Raw genomic sequence first — 21,232 nt, 5'->3', positions numbered from 1 at the left:
TAAGGCGGAAGACCTGCCTCCACCCCAAAACTTATAAATTCTATAATGTAAAGAAAAACGGCTTGCGCCGTCCTTCACGTGATCACAGCTCTTTCACAATCATGAGCTGCATGTCGTATTTCAGGTCGATTTCGTAGGGCGTGGACACCGGACGGCCGTCGGCTTCGCGCAGAATGCGCACAACCGGACGGTGAACGGCAAGCGGGTTGTTGGCCGTCACAACGGCGATTTGACCCGTATTGAGCATAACCGTCGTCGCGACCGGGTACACCGACACATGCCGGCAGAACAGCTTGATCAGTTCCAGATCGAACAGCGTATTGCCGGCTGCGAACAAATACTCGATCGCCTCGGACGGCGAGTAGCGGTTGCGGTAGGAGCGCGGCGATGTGAGCGCGTCGTACACATCCGCAATCGCGATAATCTGCGCGTATTCGTGTATTTCATTGCCTTTGAGGCCGCGGGGATAACCGGAGCCGTCATACCGTTCATGGTGCTGCAGCGCGCAGTGCGCGGAGAGCAGCGAGATGTCATGCTGCGTTCGCAGCATGTCGAACCCTTCCGTCGTATGCTTCTCGACAATGGCCCGTTCTTCGGGCGTCAGCGGCGTGGTCTTGTGCAATAGCTCCTTCGGCACCTTGGTCATGCCGATGTCAAAGAGCAGCGCGCCGACGCCCAGCTCCTCGATCTGATTCCGGTTGTATCCTTTGGCCATGCCCATGATGCCGGCGAGCACGGCCACATTGACCGAGTGCTGGAACAGGTAAGCGTCCGCCACATGGATCTGGGCCAGACTGTACATGATGTCCTTGCGCTGCAGCAGGTCATGAATGATCTCCCCGAACAGCGCCCGGAACGTCCGCCCGAGATCCGGCGTCGATGCGCGTCCCCTGTTGGCCGGCGTGTCCATCAGGCTGCCGACCGTCTTGTAGATGGTGTCAAACGCGCGTTGATAGGTTTCGTCGCGAATCACTTCTTCGGGCACGATGTCGCTGGTCCATTCGTCTTCCACATAGACGACATCAATGCCCATGCCGCGCAGCCGTTCGATAAATCGTTCGTTCAATTCGACGCCTGCGCCCAGCAATACGCTGCCGTTCTCCCGCATGATTGGCCTCGCGAGCCTCTCCCCCGGCCGAACCATACTGATGTGAATTCTTCTCATGAATTTACCCTTCCTTCGGCAGCTCTGACTTGCGTTCATGCCTGCAGCATGGTCTGGCGGTCATAACCGCGTTTCCGGCTCTCCTTGTCGTCGTACATGCGCCGGTCCGCATGATGCAGCAATGCCTGCAGCGTGTCGCCGTCTCCCGGGAACACCGCCGTTCCCACGGACGCCGAGACCCGGGTGCCGATCCGCTTCGACAGCTTGTCCAGCGCATCGCCGATCTCTTCGGCGATCGGCTGCCCGGTTCCCCTGTCGAACGGACGGATGAGCAGAAACTCGTCGCCGCCCCAGCGCGCGACGATCTCTCCCTTGCCCGCGCATCCGCGGAGGGCGCCGGCGATAAGCTGCAGCGCCTGATCTCCGGCCTGATGGCCGTATGAATCATTGATGAGCTTGAAGTCGTTGATATCGATCAGGGATACCGAAAGCGGCTTCCCGCGTTTCGCCGCCTGACGAAGCAGCTTCGGCATCATGCCCGAGACGTATTTCCGGTTCCAGATCCGGGTCAGGTCATCCTGCATCGCGATCGTCCGCATCCGGTCATACGCCTTGCCTGCCAGCCATGCCAGGGGAAGCAGCACCAGCAGAAAAAACACGGCCGCCAGCATCACCACCGCCGGATTGACGGCATGACCGTCGAGCAGCGCGTACAGGCCAAGCAGCGAGGAGCTACCGACAGCCGAGTATCCAATTGCCGCGATCTGCCCTTTGCTGCTCATGCCGCACCTCCCGGTTCAGCATACGATCGTCAATCGGCGGCGACGATCCGGTTCCGGCCGCCGTTCTTGGCACGATACAAGGCGGCGTCCACTCTGGAGAACAGTTCCCGGAGATATTCCTTCGGATCGTCGATCCTGTCCGGATTGCTTTCTTCCACGGCAAGCACGCCCATGCTGATCGTGACCTGGACGGTCCGGCCGCTTGCGCCGGTGCTGATCTCGCTCGACGACACGGCTTGTCTGACCCGTTCGGCCAGCATCAGCGCCTGCGTGCGGTTCGTGTGCGGCAGATAGACGGTGAACTCTTCACCGCCATACCGCGCCACGATGTCGGTCCGGCGCAGGCAGCGGCGCACGGTGTCGGCCGTGTGCTTGATGACCTCGTCGCCGATCAGATGTCCGTGGATGTCGTTAATCGATTTGAACAAATCAATATCGAACAAGAAAATGGCGAACGGAATGTTGTACCGGATGTTCGTCATGATCTCGTGCTCGAGCTGCTGCATCAAATACCGCCGGTTGTAGCAGCCGGTCAGGCTGTCCGTGATCGCCATCCGCTCCAGCTGCTGGTTCATGGCGTACAGCTCGGCCTGCATTTCGACCAGTTCACGGTTCCGCTGTTGAAGCGCTTCATTCTGACGGTATGAAGATTCAACGAGCGAGCGAAGCTCGCTCACATCCTGGAACGTCAGCACCCGGCCGATCAACACGCCGTGCGCTTCGATCGGTTCGCCGTGTATGATGACATGGCGGAATGTGTCGTTGTCCTTGAACGTCACTTCGATCTGCGCGGGCCGCGGCGGATTGCCGCGATACGCCTGCAGAAACGAATCGACCCCGCCTTCGACATCCAGCGGCTCCAGCAGCGTCTCGATCCGCAGCCGGTCTCCCGTCCGGATATCGAACAGCCGCCGGAACACGCGGTTCGTCTCCAGCACCACATCGTGCTCGTCGAGCACCGCGACGCCGGTCGACATGCTGTCCACGACATTCACCTGCGCGATGCGCACGACATCGAACACGCCGTATCTCCGGATGGCGATGACGAAGTAAATGACCGAAAACATGATGCCGAAAGACGTCAGCCCGGAGATGGTCGGGAGCTGCTTGTCGATGACGACGTTGACGAACGTGTCGCCCAGCGCGAAGACGGCCAGAATGACCATGCCCGTGACGGCCATCTGAACCTGGCGCCGGTGCCGCGGCGCGGCACTGTGGCGGGACGTCCGCATGAACAAGGCGGATGACAACACAACGTATATGAATTGTATGGCGACCATTATCCAGAATATCGGTCCGTATTCACGTTCGGCATAATCCGTTCCCACCGGCTTCATGAACAGGCCGGACGGATTCAGCAGAATCAGGATGACGACCGCAATCGTCGGGATCGCCAATGCCGTCATCGACCTGCGGTTCAACACATACGAGCTGCCCGAAAGAAATATGGCGAATATGGTCCAGGCAACCCCGACGACGGAGATGCCCGCAAACCCGATCTTCAGGTAGAATGACTGGTAGAACGGGTCATCCGTGGTCTCCACCGCGAACTGACTCAGCGGCCACAGCAGCAGGCATGCGTGAAACGTCAGGTAAACCTTGTGCAACCGGGTGATCGTACTGCTCATGAACACATAGACGAATAACGCCGACGTGACAAGGAACAGGCCGAAATCCAACCACAACGCATATTCCAAAGAGGTCACCACATTACTAAATATAGGTAGTCATTCCACCTTATCTTAGCATAAACCGGTTTTCGCCGACAATCGGCACCGGCGACTCCGCATGCACGCCGTCAACAATACAATACACGATGTCAGCGGGAAATTCGACATTTTTTTAGCCTTATCCTTCCTTGTCCGTCCCGCTTTCCTCCGCATCCAACGCCGCCAGCCCGGCTTCCGCTTCTTCGCGCGGCAGACCGCCTCCGGCGAGCCGTTCGTCCGGAAGCTTCAGCAGCCTCTTGTAAAACGCGACGGCCGTTTTCCGATCCGCCCCTTCCGACTCCAGCCATTCGTACAGCCAGTTCTCCGCTTCGGCGTACCGGCCGCGGCGCTCGCACCAATGGGCGAGACCGAGTGTCAACGACGGCGGCAGCTCCCAGGCGGCAAGCTCCGCAAGCAGCGCCTCCGCTTCTTCGTCGGGGTCCAGCGCCGCGTCGTCGGGTTTCTCCGCCGATACCCGGAGATTCAATCCCAGCGCCTTGAGTCGACGCCGGTACGCCAGTTCTTCGTCTCCCCCGGCATCCGCGACCGCCGCGGCCTCCCTGAGCAGCCGCGCGACGGCGATGATCGCGCCGGCGTCCGGAACACCGGCCGTCGTGTGAAGCTGCGCCAGGTCGTCCGCAGACAGCCGGTCGACGAGATCCAGCCGGAGCCGCAGATGCCGTTCAAGCCAGTCGTCGATGAAGCGGAGCGCCTGCTCTTGCTCTTGTCTGCGGCGCAAGCCGAGAATGGTGCCGGCCGCTTCCGCCGCCTGCGCGATCATGCGCATGATGTAATCCCGCTGGAACATGCTGTCTCCCTTCCGCGGCGCATCCCGCCGGCGTCATGCTTGTCCCGATATGACCCATTCCGTGAAACCGGCGATCGCTTCCGCCAGCTTCGCGGGCGCTTCCATCATCGACATATGCCCGCAGCCGGCCAGCAGCACGCGGCGGACGTTCGGGCCTTCCGTGTCGATGAAGGTCCGCTCCGGGGCGACAACCGCGTCGCCTTCTCCCGCGACGAGCAGCACCGGCACGGAAGCGCTCCGCACCACGCCGGAACGGTCCGGCCGCGCTTTCATGCCGAGCGCCGTCGCCGCCGCGCCCGCCGGCGAGACGCCGAGCCCGATGGCAGCCGTGCGCGCGACTTTGTCCGGCATGCGCTCGCGGTTCTCCGCCGCGAACAGTTTCGGCGCAAGCTCGTTCACGAAAGGCGCCGCGCCTTCCGCAAGCAGCCGCTGCGCCGTTTTGTCGCGGCCGGCCTTCGCTTCCTCCGTGTCGGGCAGCGGGGTCGAATGGACCAGGCCGAAACCCCGCAGCCGGTCCGGATGCTTCCCGGCGAAGGCGAGGGTGATGTAGCCGCCGAGCGAATGGCCGAGGACGATCGCCTCGCGTTCGCCGAGCGCATCCAGCAGCCGCAGGAGATCATCCGCGAACTCTTCCATTGCATATACCGTGCCGGCGGGCGCTTCGGACAGGCCGTGGCCTCTCAGGTCCGGCACAATGTACAGACCGCTGCCCTCAAGATGCGGCAGCGTCTCCTCCCAGTAAGCGGAGCTTCCGCAAAAGCCGTGCAGCAGCACGACGGCCGGGTCGGCCTCCCGCCGCTTCCGGCCGTATGTCAAATATGCCAGTTCAGCGCCGGATGCCGCGCGGATCCGGCTTGCCGCAATCGAGATCGGTTCGCTCATGTACGTCCCTCCGTAACCGGCCGGATGTGGCCGGCGTCAGTCTCCATGCCTCCGCCGCAGCGGCGGCCGCGCTCTCCGCCATGTCGATGACCAGCGAGAGCGGCGCGGTCATCAGCGCGTAATAGGGCTTCGCCGACCGGGCGGCGACCACCGCCGCGGCGCTGTAATGCCCGGCCTCGGGCAGCCGCTTGCCGACGGCTTCGGCCGGCAGCAGCGGGCCGCGGGCGACCGAATACTTTCCGACGTTGGCCGGCGAGCCGAGGCACGCGTCGAAGGCGATCACCGTCTTGCCGGCCGGCAGGCCGGCCAGCACATCCGGCAGCCGGTCCGCGTCGCAAGGCTCGCGCAGCGTGCCGTATACATGCGGCCAGCCGGCCTCCAGCAGCCGGCTCCCGAGCAGCGGACCGAACGCGTCGCCCGTCGACCGGTCCGTGCCGATACAGAGCATGACGATGTCATCCGGATCCGGCAGCGCGGCGGCGATACCGGACAGAAACCCGGCAAGTCCCGCCGTATCGACCAGTCTGCGCATCGGGATTCCGCCCTCCTTCGATTTTGCGGAAGCGCGCCCGCTCCGGCTCCGCCTGCCGCCCGTATCCCTTCCATTCTAGCGGAAGCCGCCCGCCATCCGCAAATGAATTGGCGCCGCGGCTCCCGGGCATGTTACAATGCGGTCATGCGGCGGATGCCGCCGGCATTTCCATATTATAAGGAAGGAAGTTGACGATGACGGATTTGCGCGAACCGACGGAGGACAACATCGCCTTCATGATCGAAGCGATCAAGTCGAGGCTTCGCATGGCGGCCGGAGCGGCATTGCAGGCTTCCCGTTTTCCTCTCGAGCATTATGACGAGATCAAGGAACTGTACGAACTTGTTCAGGCCAAGCCGCATTTCAGCGTCAGCGAAGTCGAAGCGCTGGTGTCCGAGCTCGGGCGTCTGAGCGCTTCGAAGCCGTCAGACGCGTAACGGACCGGAAATTGAGGGGCGGCCGGTCAGCCTTCGCTCGCCGCGGCTGCCTGCGCGTCCGGCGCCTCTTGATCCTCCGCTTCCAGCACCAGCTTGACGCTGATCCGCTTGTTCTCCCCTTTCAGGAAGAAGGCGATCCGCTCCAATTTGTCGGCCAGTTCCGGACCGGGCAGCGTCACGTTCAGTTGATAGGCAAAGTGGTCCTGCTTCGCGCCGGAGAGCGAGTTCCTGAAGTCGCCGTATCCGTACGGCCGCGACTCGGAGCGTTCGTGGATGAGCTGCTCCGGATAGAACTTGTCCGATTTGTTGACCACGCGGTCGTAAATGCGCAGCTTCTTCAGCATCATATAATATTGGGCCGAATGTTTCAGTCCCCAGGCTTCCCGAATGTCCTTGAGCGTGTAATCGAGCTTGTACCGTTTCAACTGTTCGACCTGTTCATCCGCATCAAGACGCATGAATTCTTCCAAAGGCATAATGGAAACCGCCAATCTCATCATCCCTCCCGCGCCTGAACGGCGATTCTGAACCGGCCAGCCGCATATTATTTTTTTATAATTCCTTCCATATTTTAATAAATAATTGCGGGATAATCAACGTTCATGTCAGGTTCCCATTATATTGAATTTACTGGCATGACAGCCCATCCGAACGCGGACAAAATCAAAAGATCGTCATTGTCCCGACAGGTCGGGACAATGACGATCTTCTTGCCGTTATCCTTGATGCACCGGGCGCCAACCCGCCGATTCCACGAACGCGGCAAACGCGGCCCGTCCGGCGTCGTCGCGCTTGAACACGCCGGCGTCGCACAGCACTTCGGTGAACTTGCGCCCGACTTCTTCCCGCAGCAGGCGCTCCGCTTCCGCCGGCGGCAGCGAGTTGCCGTGCGCGCGCACCAGTCCGGCGAGCCAGCCGGCATGCGGATGCAGCGGATGCGCCGCGTCGGCGAACGCCTCCGGATCGTACGGCTGATCCCCGGCCAGGATGGCCGCGATCTGCCGGAGCTCGCGCTTCAGCCGCCCGGGCAGCACGGCGAGCCCCATCACTTCGATCAAGCCGATGTTCTCCCGCTTGATGTGATGCAGATGGCGGTGCGGGTGGAAAATGCCGTCCGGATGCTCCTCGCTCGTCCGGTTGTTGCGGAGCACCAGGTCGAGCTCATACCGGCCGTCCGCCTTCCGCCGCGCGATCGGTGTAATCGTGTTGTGCGGCTGCCGCGTGCCGTCCGCCAGCGTCGTATGCGCGAGAATGCCGACGGACGGGTCGGAGTGGTCCCGCCAGGCGGCCAGCAGGTCCGCCGCGGCTTCCTCCAGCTCGTCCCGACGCTCGCCCGAGAGCCTGAGAACGGACAGCGGCCAGCGGACGACGGCGCAGCTGACACCCAAATACATCGGATGCCGGTACACCTTCTCCGTCTCCGCCTTCTCCATCGCGAATTGATGGCGTCCGGCCTGAAAGTGGTCGTGGTTCAGGATGGACCCGCCGACGATCGGCAGATCGGCGTTCGATCCGACGAAATAATGCGGGAACCGATCCAGAAAATCGAACAGCCGCGTGAATGTCGCCTCCGTGATCGCCATCGGCACATGCTCGGCGCGGAGGATGATGCTGTGCTCGTTGTAATACACGTAAGGCGAATATTGGAAAAACCAGTCTTCGCCGTTCAGCGTAAGCGGCAGCACGCGCAGGTTCTGGCGCGCGGGATGGTCCGGCCGGCCCGCGTAGCCGACGTTCTCCGGGCAGAGCAGACATTTCGGATAGCTGGACGGCGGCAGCGAGCGGATGCGCGCGATCTCGCGCGGGTCTTTCTCCGGTTTCGACAGGTTGATCGTAATCTCGATGCCGCCGTACTCGCTCGCATGCACCCAGTATTCGTTCTGCCGGACGCGGTCCATCCGGACGTAATTGGACGCGATGTTCAGCTTGTAGAACGCGTCGGTCGCCGCTTCGATGCCTTCGCGCTCCGCCAGCCGGGCGAAGGCGTCCGCCGTCTCCGAAGGCCGAGGCATGATGAGGCCCATGATCCGGGCGTCGAGCAGATCCCGGGAAGTCGTCGTGTCGTCCGGCACGAGCCCGACGGCGATGCCGTAGTCGATCAGCGGCGCGAGAACCGGCGCGGCTTCCGCGGGCACCGGCTCGCTTCCCGCCGCCGTCTCCCCGGCGGCGCCGGGCTCCGTGAAGCCGAACAGGTCAAGCAGCGCGTTGAGCGCCCAGTCCCGGTCCGCCGGCCGGATCAGCCCGTGATGCAGCGCATAGCGGACGAGCCGCCCGATCGCCGCCTGCGCCTGCCGCGCCTGTTCCGGCGTCACCGGCGCGCCGGATGTCGGTTCGGTCATGATGCAGTCCTCCTTGTCATCTCCGGCTCACCGGTCTCCGTACCCTTCGGGGTGCGCCGTGTGCCATGCCCAGGCGGTGCGGATGATCGTGCCGATGTCGGAGCGGCGCGGATTCCAGCCGAGCTCCCGCTTCGCGCGCTCCGAGGACGCGACGAGCACCGCCGGGTCGCCCGCCCGGCGCGGCTGTACGACGACGGGAATGTCCCTGCCCGTTTCGCGGCGCGCCTGCTCGATGATCTCGCGGACCGAATAGCCGCGGCCGCTGCCCAGGTTGTAGACGGCGCTGCCTTCGCCGCGGCGCAGCCGGTCCACGGCAAGCAGATGGGCGTCGGCCAGGTCCGAGACGTGGATGTAGTCGCGGATGCACGTGCCGTCCGCCGTGGGATAGTCGTCGCCGAAGATGGCGACATGCGGCCGCTTGCCGAGCGCCGCCTGCAGCACGATCGGCACGAGGTGCGTCTCCGGGGCGTGATCCTCCCCGATCCGTCCGCTCTCATGCGCGCCGGCCGCGTTGAAGTAGCGGAGCGAGACGTTCTGGATGCCGTGCGCGGCATCGAACCAGCGGATCATCCGCTCCATCGCCAGCTTCGTCTCGCCGTAGGCGTTCGCCGGCTCCGTCTTGTCCGTCTCCTCGATCGGCACGCGCTCCGGTTCGCCGTACACCGCCGCCGTCGACGAGAAAACGATCCGCTTCACGCCGTTCGCCCGCATGCGTTCAAGCAGGCAGAGGGTGCCGTAGACGTTGTTGTGATAATACTTGCCCGGGTCCGTCATGCTCTCCTGAACGAGCGAATTCGCGGCGAAATGGATGACCGCGTCGATCTCGTGCGATCCGAAAATGCGGTCCAGCAGCGCCTCGTCCCGAATGTCGCCTTCATAGAAATGTGTGCAGCCGTCCGCCGCCTGCCGATGTCCGGTCTGCAGATTGTCGAGGACGACGACTTCTTCCCCGCGCTCGAGAAGCGCCGCCGCCGTGTGCGAGCCGATGTAGCCCGCTCCTCCCGTCACCAGTATTGCCATGGTTTCTGCTCCTTTCCGTCCGGTTCGCCCCGCGGGGAATCCGCTTCTGTCTGACGCATCCGCCCGACGCGCCGCATTCGCCCGCGTCAGACGCAGCCCCGTTCGACGGACTCGCCCCCGGTTCGGCCGGTTCTTTATCTCCCGTTGTTATTCGATCCGTTCGACACCGTTGCCGATCGAGCAGACGTAGAAGTCCGCCTGAAGCCCGGTCGCTTCCGCATAGCGGCTGCCGACCACGCGCTTGAACGTCTCGACCGCGTCCTCGTGCACGAGCGACACGGTGCAGCCGCCGAAGCCGGCCCCGGTCATGCGCGAGCCGAGCACGCCTTCCACGCTGCGCGCCGCATCGACCATCGCGTCGAGTTCCCGTCCCGTCACTTCATACAGGTCGCGCAGCGAGTCGTGGGACGCGTTCATCAGCCGGCCGAACGCCGCGAGGTCGCCCCGCCGCAGCACGTCGACCGACTGCCGCACCCGGTCGATTTCCTCCACGACATGCCGCGCCCGGCGGCGCACTGTTTCATTGCCGATCAAATGCGCATGCGCGCGGAATTCGTCCGGAGTGAGCCGGCCGAGCAGTTCGAGATCCGGGAACGCTGCCTTAAGATCCCGCACCGCCTGCTCGCATTCGCCGCGCCGCTCGTTGTACTTCGAGTCGGCCAGCTCCCGGCGCTTGTTCGTGTTGCCGATGACCAGCTTGTACGCGCCGCTGTCGAACGGCACCAGCTCGTATTCCAGCGTGTCGCACATGAGCAGGATCGCGTGATTCCGGCGGCCGTTCGCCACCGCGAACTGGTCCATGATGCCGCATTTGACGCCGACGAACTCGTTCTCCGCCCGCTGCGCCAGCTTCGCGATCTCCACCGTGTCGGTCTTGTGCCCGTTCAGCTCCAGCAGGCCGAACGCCGTCACGACCTCGATCGACGCCGAGGACGAGAGACCGGAACCGTTCGGAATTTCGCCGCAGTACAGGATATCGGCGCCGCCGCCGAGATCGAAGCCCATCGCCTGCAGTTCGCGCACGACGCCCTTCGGGTAGTTCATCCAGTCGTCGGCCGGATCGTAGGCGATGCCGTCCAGGCTGATCCGTCCGGCCGCGGGAAAGTTCGTCGACGCGAGCCCGATCGTGCGGTCCGTCCGGGGCCGCGCCAGCATCGTCGTGCCGAACGTCAGCGCCGCCGGAAAAACGTACCCGCCGTTGTAGTCCGTATGTTCCCCGATCAGGTTGACGCGCCCCGGCGCGTGATAGACCCGGAGCCCTTCCTCCGTGCCGCCGTAGCGCTCGATGAATTGCTGTTTCAGACGCGCAAGATCCGCCACTGTCATCACGTTCCTTCATTTCAAGGTTTCGTTCCGCTAGCCCCAGTATAGCGGAGCGAAGCGGGGCAAGCGAATGGCGGAAAGTGAATTCGATATGGATTTTTGTGACTTCATTCGGACGTGCGGATGGCCGTTTTCGCTTCTCTGTGGTATGGTTGAAGCAACAGGTCAATCATGAGGAGATGGAACCATGGAACGCCATCCTGTGGAAGGCCGCAAACCGGAACATTCCCCGCCGTCACGCGGCCCCGCCGAATCGGAGCGCGCGCCGGCGGCACGCATGCCGGCGGAACGCGTGCCGACCTACAGCGTCGTATCCAACCCCGTCTCGATCGAGCACGGCGACCTGAACGTGCTGTTCTCCGGCGAAAGCCAGACCCGGCCCGGACACCGGATCGGCCCGAAGGTTTACGACTTCTGGCTGCTTCACCACGTGCTGTCCGGGACCGGGGTCTACCGCGTCGAAGGGACCGAATACCGGCTGCGCGCCGGGCACGCGTTCCTGATCGCGCCGGGGCGGCTCATCGAGTACGCCGCGGACGAACGCGATCCGTGGCGGTACCGCTGGGTGGCGTTCGCCGGCTCGCAGAGCGAAGCGCTCGCCGCCTCCGCCGGCTTCACGGCGGCGCGGCCCGTGGCCGATGCGGGACGCAGCCTCCGGCCGGCCGCGCTCATCGGCCGGATCCAGCGCGCCTTCCGCGAAGGCGGCAAGCTCGCGCATCTGGAGGCGGCGGGCTGCCTCAGCCTGCTCATGGTCGAGTACGGCAAAGCGCAGGCCCGCGAAGACGCGCCCGTACCCGGCCCCGGAGCCGGGGGCAACGAGCTCGTCCAGCGGATCGTACACTATCTGTCCACGCAGTACGCGGAACCGGTCTCGATCGAGTTGATGGCCGCAACGCTCGGTTTCAGCCGCGCCTACCTGTCCCGCGTCTTCAAGCGGCATACCGGGATGACGCCGGTCGAGTTCCTGCTCCGGCTGCGCATCGATCACGCCCGGCGCCTGCTGCGGGAGCGGCGCGAACTGACGGTGGAGCAGATCGCCGCCTCCGTCGGCTTTCAGGACCCCCTCTACTTCTCGAAGCAGTTCCGCCGCATCTGCGGCATGCCGCCGACGGCGTACCGCGAATCGATGCTCCGGCTGGGAGCGCCCCGGCGGGGAGATTGACGAAACAGGTCGAATGCCGTCGATTCCGAAGGAAGCCGGGCGTCCGGTACCGGTTCGATCGGCGTATGGTTTAAATTGGATGAATTTTTTTAAAATTGGTGACAGAAAGGTGGAGGATCGGAAAAAGACGAGGTGGCAGACCAAATGAAGCGTACGTCCAAACCGACGGCGGCCGATACGGATGCGCTGCTCTCCGTCTATCGGTCGAGTCCGTCCCGCGAGAACGCGGCGCGGGTGATCGAAAAGTGCGAGCCGATGATCCGGCTGGCCGCTGCGCGCGTATCGCGCAACCGGCCCGATCTGTACGAAGATTTGCACCAGGTCGGGAGGCTCGCGCTCTTTCGCCTGCTCGGCCGGTACGATTCGGCCGTCGGCGCGCAATTCGAAACGTATGCGATGAAAAGCTTGGTCGGCCATATGAAGAACTATTTGCGCGACAAATCGTGGTATGTTCAGGTGCCCCGCCGCATCAAGGAAAAAGGCATCCACGTCCGGCAGACGATCGACGAGCTGACCGCGCAGCTCGAGCGACCGCCGAGCGTCGAAGAGATTGCGGAACGGCTCGGCCTCACGCGTGACGAGACGCTGGAGGTGCTGGCCGGCCGCGACATGTACCACTATGTCTCGCTCGATACGCCGATTTATGATGACGAGAATCTGTCCACGCTGGGCGACCGGATCGGCCATCCCGGCGACGAGTTCACGGCGGTGGAAAGCCGGCTGGACCTGGAGCTGGCGATGAAAAGGCTCAAGCCGGAAGAAGCCGAGGTGCTGCGGCTCGTGTTCGGTTTCGGTCTGCCGCAGCGGGCGGTCGCCGAACGGCTCGGCGTCTCGCAGATGAGTGTGTCGCGCATGCAGCGGCGGGCGATCGGCAAGCTGAAGCGCTGGCTGTCGGACAACCGCCGCGGCGAGGAATGCCATTGATCCCCTGCGCCGCCGTGAAGGAGTCCCTTGTCCTGCAAGCCCGCCAGCGGGTATGATGGGAGTGATCAAGACAAGCGCGCAATCGCCCGAATGGAGGGACGATATGAATCACCGCATGCTGCGCATGCCGGCAGGCTGGGAATGGCATCTGCTGACCGACGGCCGCGCGTCTTCGGACCTGGCGCCGGGGCCGCGCGTGGGATCGGCGCTGCCCGGGACGGACCGGCCATGGCCGGCATCGCCGCAGATCGGATCGGAACAGCCGGCGCAGGCTTCGGTGCAGTCCGGACAGGAGCAGCCGAAGGCGGGCACGGCGCAGGACGGAGCGGAACAGCCGGGGGCTGCATCGACGCCTTCCGCAGCGGGACCGGAAGCGCGGGCGGATTCGGTGCAGGACGGAACGGAAGCGGCGGGACCGGCCGACGGCCGCCCGGCGGGTTTCGGGGTGCAACATGCGGACGCGCCCCGTACGGAAGCGCGGGGCGCGGTCTTGACCGCCGAACGGACACGCGCGGCCGCGCTGGCCGAAATCAAGCGGCAGCTTCCGGAATGTGCCAACTGGCTCGATCAGTCGCTCGAACGGCGGGAGACGCTCGCCGTGTCGACGGAGACGCCGGATGCCGGCGATGCGGCGTTCGGCACGCTGCCGCTGCGGATGTCCCCGGACGAGCACGATGTCTGCCCGCTTCATTACTGGCTGACGGAGAAGCGGCTCGTCACGCTGCAATTCGACCTGCGGTTCATGCTCCGCCTGCAGCGCCCGCCGTGGGACGACCGGCTCGAGCGGGCGGCCAACGCCCCCGAAGCGTTCGCCGTCATCCTCACGGCGGCGCTTGATGCGATGCGCAGCGGGTTCGAAGCGTTCGAGCGGCGGCTGGCCGGGCTGGAAGCGGACGCGGAACGCAGCGGCCGGCCGATCCCCGTCGAGGTGCTCGCCGAGCTGCAGCGCGGGCTGCTGCAATGGAACCGGCATTTCCTCGCCGTGGTCGAAGCGGAATCGGCGGCCGCCGAATCGTTCGGCACGCGGTTCACGGACAGTGAACCTTACCGCCGGCTGCAGCGCCGGCTCAGCCGGATCCGCGCGCTCATCGACCGGCACGCCGAAGCGATCGAGGCGCTGACCGCGCTCAGCGGCGCGGCGTCGATGCAGAAGAGCGGCTCCCTGCTCAAGGCGCTGGCCGCCGTCATCGTGCTGCCGGCGCCGGCCGCGGCGGCGGGCGCGCTCTGGGGCATGAACGCCGGCGGCGTGCCGCTCGCCGACAAGCCGTGGGGATTCGCGGCCGTATGCGGCGGCACCGCGCTGCTCTCCCTCATCCTGTACGGATGGCTGCGCCGGATGACGCGCACCGGCCCGGACCGGACGGAGGGCGGCGGGCGCGGGCGGCAGCCGCGCGCCGCGGCCCGAAGCGCGGCTGCGCACGGCGGCTCGCTTCCGGGATACGGTCACGACGGTGCCGGTCAGCAGGCCGCGCCTTATGGACAGAGCGACGGCCAGACCGGGCTGCCCTCCCGTTTGTCTCGCCGGAAGCGCCGGTAGCTCTCAACCGCAGCACTCACAGCCATCGCACAGCGAATCACCCCGCCGCGGACGTCACGCCCCGGCGGGGCTTTTTCTCTGCTCCGAATCCGCGGACCCCGGCACATATTGCACGATCTCGAAGCCGAGATCCTCGATCATCTGATGATCCCGCGACACTTCCTGGCCGGGCGTCGTCAGGTAGTCCCCGACGAACAGCGAATTGGCGGCGTACAGCGCCAGCGGCTGCAGGGACCGCAGGGTGATCTCGCGGCCGCCGGCGACGCGGATCTCCTTGTCCGGGCAGATGAACCGGAACAAGGCCAGCACTTTCAGCGCTTTCCGCGCGGACACCCTTCCGGCGCCCTCGAGCGGCGTGCCCGGAATGGCGTTCAGAAAATTGACCGGAATGGAGTCGGCATCCAGCGCGCGGAGGGTGAGCGCCATATCGACGATCTCCTCGTCCGATTCGCCCATGCCGATGATGACGCCGGAACACGGCGAGATGCCCGCCGCCTTCACCCGTTCGACGGTCTCGACGCGCTGCTCGAAGGTGTGCGTCGTCGCGATCCGGCCGTACCGTTCCCGGCTCGTGTTCAGGTTGTGGTTGTAGCGATGTACGCCCGCTTCGGCCAGCAGCTCGGCCTGGCCTTCGCGCAGCAGCCCGAGGCAGGCGCAGATCTTGAGCGGCATCGTCCGTCGGATTTCACGCACCGCTTCCGCCACTTCCCGCAGTTCCCGGTCGGTCGGACCCCGGCCGGATGCGACGATGCAGAACGTGCCCGCCTTGCGCGCGAGCGCTTCCCGCGCCCCGGCGAGCAGCGATTCCTTGTCAAGCAGGCTGTATCTCGGAATGTCCGCCCGCGAGACGATCGACTGCGAGCAATACCCGCAGTCCTCCGGGCAGAGACCGCTCTTGGCGTTCATGATCATGTTCAGCATGACCTTGTTGCCGAAATACCTGCTCCTGACGCGCCAGGCGGCATGAAGCAGCGGCAGCAGCTCTTCGTCCGGCGCACGCAGCACGTCGAGCCCTTCTTCGACGGTCAGCGGACGGCCGGACAGCGCGGCGTCCGCAAAGGCATTCCAGTCTGTGCGCGGTTTGCAGTCGATATGCGGCATGCGCATTCCTCCATTGTTAACCTTTTATTAATCACAAGGTTAACAATATCAGCGCATTCGCCTCCTGTAAAGCGCCTGAAGTCGTTCCGGGAAGTCCGAAAGATCCACGACTTCTTTCACCCTGCCCTTCTCACGCGGTCGAATGCGCGCGCGTGATCCGCATGCTTATCCCCTGCGGCTCTGGCGATTGCCCCACAAGGTGAAGAGAATGCCGATCAACGTCACCAGGGAAGTCGACCAGGGCACGGCTCTCAGTCCGCCGCCGATGCCGAAATCGATAACGATTCCGCCCAGATAAGCGCCCAGAGCGTTCCCCAGGTTGAAAGCCGCGATGTTCAGCGTGGAAGCCAGCGTCGGCGCTTCCCTGGCGGTGTTCAGAGGGCCAGCGTGGCGTGGCGTTGCGAAGAGACCGCTGTTGCGCGGGTCAAGCTGTTCGAGTCCAAAGGAATGACGAACCTTCCCCCAAAGATTGATTTTTGGTGCGAGGTTCATTTTAAGACCGGATGATTTATAAATCAAATTATGTAAATTTGAATTACTTATAAATAAATTTATGTATAAGCTGCATGAATTTCATCATGCGGCTGACGGGAGCGATGAACGGGCCGTCACAAGTTCTCCCGGATGATCTTCATGACGTGCTGAATCTCGGGATAGTATTTGTGCTTGCTCTTGTAGGCGAAGAACAACGCGTTGCGCACGGACAAATGGGAGTAAACCATCCGGACATCCCCTGCATTCGCCGGTTGCAGCAAATAGGCGGGAACCACGCTCAGGCCGGCGCCCGCCCCGACCAGCGCAAGAATCATGTGCAGATTCGGGACGATGTAAGGAACATGCAGCTTCGGGCGCTTCTTGAAATGTTCCCTCCACACCCTTCGGATGATCGGCAATTCGGGTCCGTACGCAATCCACTTCTGACCGGCGAGCCAGCGATCCTGTTCCGCCAGGCTCCGGGTTTCGGGAACGTCCCAATGCGCGGGCGCGATGATGACGAACTCCTCTTCGCCCAGCTCCTCGTATTCGATCCCCGGCTTCATGAATTTTTTGGAGGTGATGATGAGATCCACCTTTTCCGCTTCCAGACTTTCGACCAATTCTTCCGCCGTTCCGAAATGGGAAATGGAGCATGTGCCGAATCGGGGCAGCAGCGGGAGTATTTTTTCCTGATAGAAGTCCGGCGCCGAACCGATCTTGATCCATTTCATGCCCGGCAGGGAAGCGGTCTTCAAATCCGCGCTCACCTTCTCCAGCGCCTCCACGAGTGGAGCCGCCTCGGAGTAGAGCAGCTTTCCCCGCTCGGTGGGAATCATTTTTCTGGCCATCCGGACGAACAATTTCTCGCCGACCTCGGCTTCCAGGGAAGCGAGGTGCTGGCTCATCGCCGGCTGCGTCATGAAGCGGGACTTGGCGGCTTCGGACACCGAGTTGTGGCGGTAGATGGAGACGAAGCTCCGGTACCATTCAAAATCGATCACGTGATCACCTCCGCTTCTACATCACATTTTAACCGCAATTGCTTCCGGGAACGAGACACTCGCCAAGTACAGACGGCCGTTCGGGAAGCGTCCCCGACGGCCGTCGTCCGTGCTCACACTTCGATGTAATTGTTGCGCGCCAGCTTGCGGTACCAGCGGAAGCTGTCCTTCTTGATCCGCTGCTGCGTCTCGTAGTCGACGTAGAGGATGCCGAAGCGCATCGAATAGCCGTACGCCCATTCGAAGTTGTCCATCAGCGACCAGGTGTAGTAGCCCTTCACGTTCACGCCCGATTCGATCGCGCGTGCCACCTGCAGGACGTGCTTCTTCAGATACTCGATCCGGCGCTGGTCGCGCACCCGGCCGTCCGCGCCGGGCTCGTCGTTGTAGCAGGCGCCGTTCTCCGTAATGTAGATCGGGATGTCGCCGAACTCCCGCTTGATGTAGGTCAGCACGTTGTACAGACCCTGCGGGTAAATGTTCCAGCCGATGTCGGTCTTCTCCCAGCCCATCGGCACTTCCTGGAATCCGAAGATGTCGCCTTCTTCCGGATTGTAGCGTCCGATCCCTCCCGTGTAGTAGTTGATGCCGAGGAAATCGATTTTCGAGCCGATCAGCTCCATGTCGCCCGGCTCGATCTTCGGCTTGCCGCCCAGCTTCTCGAACCATTGGACGAGCTTCTCCGGATACTGCCCCGTCATGACCGGGCGGAGGAACCATTCGTTCAACCAGCCGCGCCGGCGCCATGCCGCCTCCACGTCTTCTTCCCGGTCGGAGAACGGCTCCATCCATTCGGTGTTCGGCGCGATGCCGATTTCGCCCTTGATGCCGAGCTCGCGGAACAGGCGGACCGTCTTGCCGTGCGCCACCAGCACGTTGTGCGCGACGTCGATCGCCGTCTGCAGATCGCGCAGACCGGGGGCATGCGCGCCGATATAGTTGGAGAGGAACGAGATGCACCATGGCTCATTGAACGTCGCCCACAGCTTCACCTTGCCGTCGAGCGCCTTGAACACCGTCTCGACATATTTCAGAAAATGATCGATCGTCTCGCGGTTCGCCCAGCCGCCGCGGTCCTGCAGCGCCTGCGGGAGATCCCAGTGGTACAGCGTCAGCATCGGCTCGATGCCGTGTGCCAGCAGCTCGTCCACCAGATTGCGGTAAAACTCGATGCCCTTCGGGTTGATCTCGCCCGAACCGTCCGGAATGATCCGCGGCCAGGCGACCGAGAACCGGTAGGACGTGATGCCGAGATCCTTCATCAGCTTGACGTCGTCCTTGTACCGATGGTACATGTCGCACGCGACATCGCCGTTGTCGCCTTCCCATACTTTGCCGGGCGTGCGGCAGAACGTGTCCCAGATCGACAGGCCGCGCCCGTCTTCCCGGTATGCCCCTTCCACCTGGAATGCGGCGGTGGCGGCCCCCCAGACGAATCCATTCGGAAACTGCACGATAGCCAAATCCACTCTCTCCTTCCGTTATTTTGCGCACATGCTGAACAGACGGACGCGGTCGCCGCGTCCATTTTCGCTTCATGTCTTCCATTGTAAAAGATAAACGGACCTGTTCCACTCTCCTGTTTGGCCATGGTTGTATGCGATTTTGTCATTGGCTGGAAAAATACTGGAACGGTCCAGGAGTTTCCGGCTTGCAATCCGACATGTTCGGCGGCTTTCCGTCATAAGTTTCCTTGAGGCAAAAACGGGGCGGGAGGCGGAGCGCATGTCAGAAGTAACGAGGGGATGGAGCGCAAGGCGCGCGCTGCTGCTGCTGGCCGTCTTGAGCCAGGCCTACGCGCAGTACAAACGTCCGGCCGGCCCGATCGTCCTGCCGCATCCGTACCGGATGACGGCCGCCATCGCGGGCAAGGCGTACGCGGACGATCAGACGGCATTCGCCTTCCTGGTCGAATCGGAACGGGACGCCGTCCTCGCGTTCCGGGGCACGATTCGCACGGATGAATGGGTGTCGGACGCCATGGCCCGGCAGATCGCCTGTCCGTTCGATTCCCGCATGGGTTGGACCCATGCCGGATTTACGGACATTTACGAATCCATGCGTGGCAAAATAGCGGAAGCGCTGGAGACGATCGCTTCCGCCAAACCGCTGTTCATTGCCGGGCACAGCCTGGGAGGCGCGCTGGCCGTGCTCGCCGCCGCCGAGCTGGCGTCCGGCGGGCGGCAGCCCGTCGTCTACACCTTCGGCGCGCCGCGCGCGGGCAGTCCCCGCTTCGCCTGCCGTTACGACAAGCTGGTGCCCGATTCCTATCGTGTCGCCAATCCGCATGACATCGTCACCCGGCTTCCGCCCCCGATCTGGTGGTCGCCGAGGACGAACGCCTTCTACTTCTACCGGCATGTCCGCACGCGGATCGGCGTCGAGTTCCGTTCCGGCCGACGGTCGGGCAATCATTCGCTCCGCGGTTATTTCCGCTCGCTCGCCCTGCAGGACCCCGCCTATGCGGCATCCCTCTGGACGTCGGTCGGAACGGATGAAGATTGATGGACCGCTCGCAAGCTTTCATTGACCGTCCGTCGGGCGGTCTTCGACCTCGGACAAGCCGCGGCGTTTGACAGCGCGCCTGGTGAGAATCTCATGGGTGACGACCGCCGTGAGAACGATGAAAGCCAGCACAATGAACCATGCCGACTCACCTGTGTAGAACGTCACTGTAACCCTCCTAACCAATCTGGAATTCAAGCGCATTGTTCATGAAACGTGAACTGCTTTTCCTGATTATAGGAGAATTGCACGAAAAAATCAAGGATTTTTTCACGTTTCATGAATGGTAAAAGGGGTTTGTTCATTCATCGTGTACTATGTTATCAACTCTACTAACACGATAGACGGGTGAAAGCGCCATGATCGGCGAAAGACTGCGGAAATTGCGCAAAGCGAAAGGCATGACCCAGGAACAGGTGGCCGCCTATCTGAACGCCGCCAAATCCACGGTCTCACAATATGAGAACAATGTGAACGAACCGGATCTGCAGACGTTGGTCAAGCTGGCCGACCTGTTCGGCGTGTCGGTCGACTACCTGTTCGGCCGCGGCGAACCTGCCGACAAGAAGGAGGAAACGGCCGACTGGCCGCATCTGCTGAAGGAGAAATTGACGGAAGAGGAAGCTGAATATTTGCAGGAGAGCCTGGCCATGTATCGGAAATGGAAGGCGCGCCGCTCGAAGGATCGGCGGGGAACGACGTGACGCGCGCCCCTGAACGGATCGACACCGCGCTCGTCACGGGCGCGGGCGGGGGCCTCGGGCTCGAGACCGCCATCGCCCTTGCGGAAAGCGGTTACCGCGTCGCCGCCGGCCTGCGCGACATCTCCCGCGCGAACGCGCTGCTTGAGCGGGCGCGGGTAAACGGCGCGGCGGACCGGATCCTCCCGCTTCAGATGGATGTGACCGACGCGGGCCAGATCCGGACGGCCGTGCGGGAGGCGGAGTCCGCCTTCGGCGGCATCGGCCTGCTTGTGAACAACGCCGGCTTCGCCGCGGGCGGCTATACCGAAACATTGCCGCCGGAGCTGTGGCGCCGTCAGTTCGACGTGAACCTGTTCGGCGCCGTCGAGACGGTCCGCGCCGTCCTGCCCGGCATGCGCCGGCGCGGCTCGGGCCTGATCGTGCAGGTCGGGAGCATCAGCGGGCGCATCGGCCTGCCCGGCTTCGCCGCCTACAACGCGTCGAAATTCGCCCTCGCCGGCTGGAGCGAGGCGCTGCGCCACGAGCTGCGCCCGCTCGGCATCGACGTCGCGCTGGTCGAGTTCGGCGCTTACCGGACGGGCATCTGGGCGAAAGGATTCGCCGGCCTGCCGGAGGATACGCCCGAAGACTACCGCCCGCAATTCCGGCGGATGCTCGAGCTTGCCCGGCGGTCCGCGGAACGTGCGCCGGATGCGCGGCTTGCCGCCGCGCTCATCGTCCGCATCGCGCGCGGACGTCCCCGCCGGTTCCGCTATCCGGCCGGGGCGGGCGTCCGGCTCGCGCTCGCGGCGCATGCGCTGCTGCCCTGGCCGCTCTACGAGCGGCTGATTCAGGCGATGCTGCGCGGGTAAGCCATCCGCAATGCACACACAAAGGCGGGGCCG

General features: G+C 63.6%; 22 protein-coding genes. 7 read left to right on the top strand and 15 right to left on the bottom strand.

The window, feature by feature from the left end:
- Positions 1-82: 82 nt before the first annotated feature.
- From KJQ12_RS07220 to yyaC, 6 genes are all read right to left on the bottom strand, one after another.
- A complete protein-coding gene (locus tag KJQ12_RS07220) occupies positions 83-1,165 on the bottom strand; it encodes an HD-GYP domain-containing protein (RefSeq protein WP_213484068.1) in 1,083 nt (360 codons plus the stop codon).
- 35 nt (positions 1,166-1,200) lie between these two features.
- Complete coding sequence (locus KJQ12_RS07215) at positions 1,201-1,887, bottom strand: GGDEF domain-containing protein (protein WP_213484067.1); 687 nt, start codon at positions 1,885-1,887, stop codon at positions 1,201-1,203.
- A gap of 29 nt (positions 1,888-1,916) precedes the next feature.
- Complete coding sequence (locus KJQ12_RS07210) at positions 1,917-3,584, bottom strand: histidine kinase N-terminal 7TM domain-containing diguanylate cyclase (RefSeq protein ID WP_244860487.1); 1,668 nt, start codon at positions 3,582-3,584, stop codon at positions 1,917-1,919.
- Positions 3,585-3,735: 151 nt separating this feature from the next.
- Positions 3,736-4,404, bottom strand: a complete 669-nt coding sequence (locus KJQ12_RS07205; RefSeq protein WP_213484066.1) for a DUF6483 family protein — start codon at positions 4,402-4,404, stop codon at positions 3,736-3,738.
- A gap of 33 nt (positions 4,405-4,437) precedes the next feature.
- Positions 4,438-5,286: an alpha/beta fold hydrolase gene (locus KJQ12_RS07200; protein ID WP_213484065.1), complete on the bottom strand. Its 849-nt coding sequence runs from the start codon at positions 5,284-5,286 to the stop codon at positions 4,438-4,440.
- Complete coding sequence (gene yyaC, locus KJQ12_RS07195) at positions 5,231-5,818, bottom strand: spore protease YyaC (protein WP_213484064.1); 588 nt, start codon at positions 5,816-5,818, stop codon at positions 5,231-5,233. Before yyaC ends, KJQ12_RS07200 begins: the two co-directional genes overlap by 56 nt.
- A 194-nt stretch (positions 5,819-6,012) precedes the next feature.
- Here yyaC and KJQ12_RS07190 point away from each other — a divergent pair, with 194 nt between their 5' ends.
- Positions 6,013-6,255 (top strand): DUF1128 domain-containing protein, encoded by a 243-nt coding sequence (locus tag KJQ12_RS07190; protein ID WP_015253904.1) that lies wholly within the window; start codon positions 6,013-6,015, stop codon positions 6,253-6,255.
- Between the two features lie 26 nt (positions 6,256-6,281).
- Here KJQ12_RS07190 and KJQ12_RS07185 read toward each other — a convergent pair whose 3' ends face one another.
- The 4 genes from KJQ12_RS07185 to KJQ12_RS07170 form a co-directional block, all read right to left on the bottom strand.
- Positions 6,282-6,731, bottom strand: coding sequence for a hypothetical protein (locus KJQ12_RS07185; protein WP_244860485.1), 450 nt, complete (start codon positions 6,729-6,731; stop codon positions 6,282-6,284).
- A gap of 240 nt (positions 6,732-6,971) precedes the next feature.
- Complete coding sequence (locus tag KJQ12_RS07180) at positions 6,972-8,594, bottom strand: UDP-glucose--hexose-1-phosphate uridylyltransferase (RefSeq protein ID WP_213484062.1); 1,623 nt, start codon at positions 8,592-8,594, stop codon at positions 6,972-6,974.
- 27 nt (positions 8,595-8,621) lie between these two features.
- Positions 8,622-9,614 (bottom strand): UDP-glucose 4-epimerase GalE, encoded by a 993-nt coding sequence (galE, locus tag KJQ12_RS07175; RefSeq protein WP_213484061.1) that lies wholly within the window; start codon positions 9,612-9,614, stop codon positions 8,622-8,624.
- Positions 9,615-9,761: 147 nt separating this feature from the next.
- Positions 9,762-10,934, bottom strand: a complete 1,173-nt coding sequence (locus tag KJQ12_RS07170; protein WP_041854175.1) for a galactokinase — start codon at positions 10,932-10,934, stop codon at positions 9,762-9,764.
- Between the two features lie 190 nt (positions 10,935-11,124).
- Here KJQ12_RS07170 and KJQ12_RS07165 point away from each other — a divergent pair, with 190 nt between their 5' ends.
- From KJQ12_RS07165 to KJQ12_RS07155, 3 genes are all read left to right on the top strand, one after another.
- Entirely contained in the window at positions 11,125-12,099 is a 975-nt protein-coding gene (locus KJQ12_RS07165) for an AraC family transcriptional regulator (protein ID WP_213484060.1), read from the top strand.
- A 144-nt stretch (positions 12,100-12,243) separates the two neighbouring features.
- On the top strand, positions 12,244-13,023 hold the full coding sequence (locus KJQ12_RS07160; protein ID WP_015253898.1) for a sigma-70 family RNA polymerase sigma factor: 780 nt from the start codon (positions 12,244-12,246) through the stop codon (positions 13,021-13,023).
- A 103-nt stretch (positions 13,024-13,126) separates the two neighbouring features.
- Positions 13,127-14,560: a CorA family divalent cation transporter gene (locus KJQ12_RS07155; protein WP_213484059.1), complete on the top strand. Its 1,434-nt coding sequence runs from the start codon at positions 13,127-13,129 to the stop codon at positions 14,558-14,560.
- 54 nt (positions 14,561-14,614) lie between these two features.
- Here the strand turns inward: KJQ12_RS07155 and bioB are convergent, their stop codons facing one another.
- From bioB to KJQ12_RS07135, 4 genes are all read right to left on the bottom strand, one after another.
- A complete protein-coding gene (gene bioB / locus KJQ12_RS07150; protein WP_244860483.1) occupies positions 14,615-15,661 on the bottom strand; it encodes a biotin synthase BioB in 1,047 nt (348 codons plus the stop codon).
- A gap of 165 nt (positions 15,662-15,826) precedes the next feature.
- Complete coding sequence (locus KJQ12_RS07145) at positions 15,827-16,153, bottom strand: hypothetical protein (protein WP_244860481.1); 327 nt, start codon at positions 16,151-16,153, stop codon at positions 15,827-15,829.
- A 116-nt stretch (positions 16,154-16,269) separates the two neighbouring features.
- The gene (locus tag KJQ12_RS07140; protein WP_213484058.1) at positions 16,270-17,139 is read right to left on the bottom strand and encodes a LysR family transcriptional regulator; all 870 of its coding nucleotides are present in this window, start codon (positions 17,137-17,139) and stop codon (positions 16,270-16,272) included.
- Positions 17,140-17,252: 113 nt separating this feature from the next.
- A complete protein-coding gene (locus KJQ12_RS07135) occupies positions 17,253-18,602 on the bottom strand; it encodes a GH1 family beta-glucosidase (RefSeq protein ID WP_213484057.1) in 1,350 nt (449 codons plus the stop codon).
- 262 nt (positions 18,603-18,864) lie between these two features.
- On the opposite strand from KJQ12_RS07135, the gene KJQ12_RS07130 reads away from it, so the two are divergent.
- Positions 18,865-19,644: a lipase family protein gene (locus tag KJQ12_RS07130; RefSeq protein ID WP_213484056.1), complete on the top strand. Its 780-nt coding sequence runs from the start codon at positions 18,865-18,867 to the stop codon at positions 19,642-19,644.
- Positions 19,645-19,662: 18 nt separating this feature from the next.
- Here the strand turns inward: KJQ12_RS07130 and KJQ12_RS07125 are convergent, their stop codons facing one another.
- Positions 19,663-19,812 carry a hypothetical protein gene (locus KJQ12_RS07125; protein ID WP_015253892.1) on the bottom strand — a complete coding sequence of 50 codons (150 nt, stop codon included), beginning with the start codon at positions 19,810-19,812 and terminating at the stop codon, positions 19,663-19,665.
- A 191-nt stretch (positions 19,813-20,003) separates the two neighbouring features.
- Between KJQ12_RS07125 and KJQ12_RS07120 the strand changes: the two genes are divergently transcribed.
- Positions 20,004-20,348, top strand: coding sequence for a helix-turn-helix domain-containing protein (locus tag KJQ12_RS07120; protein ID WP_015253891.1), 345 nt, complete (start codon positions 20,004-20,006; stop codon positions 20,346-20,348).
- Positions 20,345-21,199 (top strand): SDR family NAD(P)-dependent oxidoreductase, encoded by an 855-nt coding sequence (locus tag KJQ12_RS07115; protein ID WP_244860480.1) that lies wholly within the window; start codon positions 20,345-20,347, stop codon positions 21,197-21,199. Before KJQ12_RS07120 ends, KJQ12_RS07115 begins: the two co-directional genes overlap by 4 nt.
- Positions 21,200-21,232 lie beyond the last annotated feature (33 nt).

Origin of the sequence: Thermobacillus xylanilyticus, assembly GCF_907165215.1 — a bacterium.
GTDB lineage: Bacteria > Bacillota > Bacilli > Paenibacillales > Paenibacillaceae > Thermobacillus > Thermobacillus xylanilyticus.
Note: the sequence above shows the minus strand (reverse complement) of the source record. Positions and strands in the feature narration are given on the sequence as shown.

Excerpts from the sequence above, each read along its gene's own strand:
- KJQ12_RS07220 (WP_213484068.1), bottom strand. The coding sequence starts at position 1,165 with ATGAGAAGAATTCACATCAGTATGGTTCGGCCGGGGGAGAGGCTCGCG.
- KJQ12_RS07215 (WP_213484067.1), bottom strand. The coding sequence starts at position 1,887 with ATGAGCAGCAAAGGGCAGATCGCGGCAATTGGATACTCGGCTGTCGGT.
- KJQ12_RS07205 (WP_213484066.1), bottom strand. The coding sequence starts at position 4,404 with ATGTTCCAGCGGGATTACATCATGCGCATGATCGCGCAGGCGGCGGAA.
- KJQ12_RS07200 (WP_213484065.1), bottom strand. The coding sequence starts at position 5,286 with ATGAGCGAACCGATCTCGATTGCGGCAAGCCGGATCCGCGCGGCATCC.
- yyaC (WP_213484064.1), bottom strand. The coding sequence starts at position 5,818 with ATGCGCAGACTGGTCGATACGGCGGGACTTGCCGGGTTTCTGTCCGGT.
- KJQ12_RS07190 (WP_015253904.1), top strand. The coding sequence starts at position 6,013 with ATGACGGATTTGCGCGAACCGACGGAGGACAACATCGCCTTCATGATC.
- KJQ12_RS07185 (WP_244860485.1), bottom strand. The coding sequence starts at position 6,731 with ATGCCTTTGGAAGAATTCATGCGTCTTGATGCGGATGAACAGGTCGAA.
- KJQ12_RS07180 (WP_213484062.1), bottom strand. The coding sequence starts at position 8,594 with ATGACCGAACCGACATCCGGCGCGCCGGTGACGCCGGAACAGGCGCGG.
- galE (WP_213484061.1), bottom strand. The coding sequence starts at position 9,614 with ATGGCAATACTGGTGACGGGAGGAGCGGGCTACATCGGCTCGCACACG.
- KJQ12_RS07165 (WP_213484060.1), top strand. The coding sequence starts at position 11,125 with ATGGAACGCCATCCTGTGGAAGGCCGCAAACCGGAACATTCCCCGCCG.
- KJQ12_RS07160 (WP_015253898.1), top strand. The coding sequence starts at position 12,244 with ATGAAGCGTACGTCCAAACCGACGGCGGCCGATACGGATGCGCTGCTC.
- KJQ12_RS07155 (WP_213484059.1), top strand. The coding sequence starts at position 13,127 with ATGAATCACCGCATGCTGCGCATGCCGGCAGGCTGGGAATGGCATCTG.
- bioB (WP_244860483.1), bottom strand. The coding sequence starts at position 15,661 with ATGCCGCATATCGACTGCAAACCGCGCACAGACTGGAATGCCTTTGCG.
- KJQ12_RS07145 (WP_244860481.1), bottom strand. The coding sequence starts at position 16,153 with ATGAACCTCGCACCAAAAATCAATCTTTGGGGGAAGGTTCGTCATTCC.
- KJQ12_RS07130 (WP_213484056.1), top strand. The coding sequence starts at position 18,865 with ATGTCAGAAGTAACGAGGGGATGGAGCGCAAGGCGCGCGCTGCTGCTG.
- KJQ12_RS07120 (WP_015253891.1), top strand. The coding sequence starts at position 20,004 with ATGATCGGCGAAAGACTGCGGAAATTGCGCAAAGCGAAAGGCATGACC.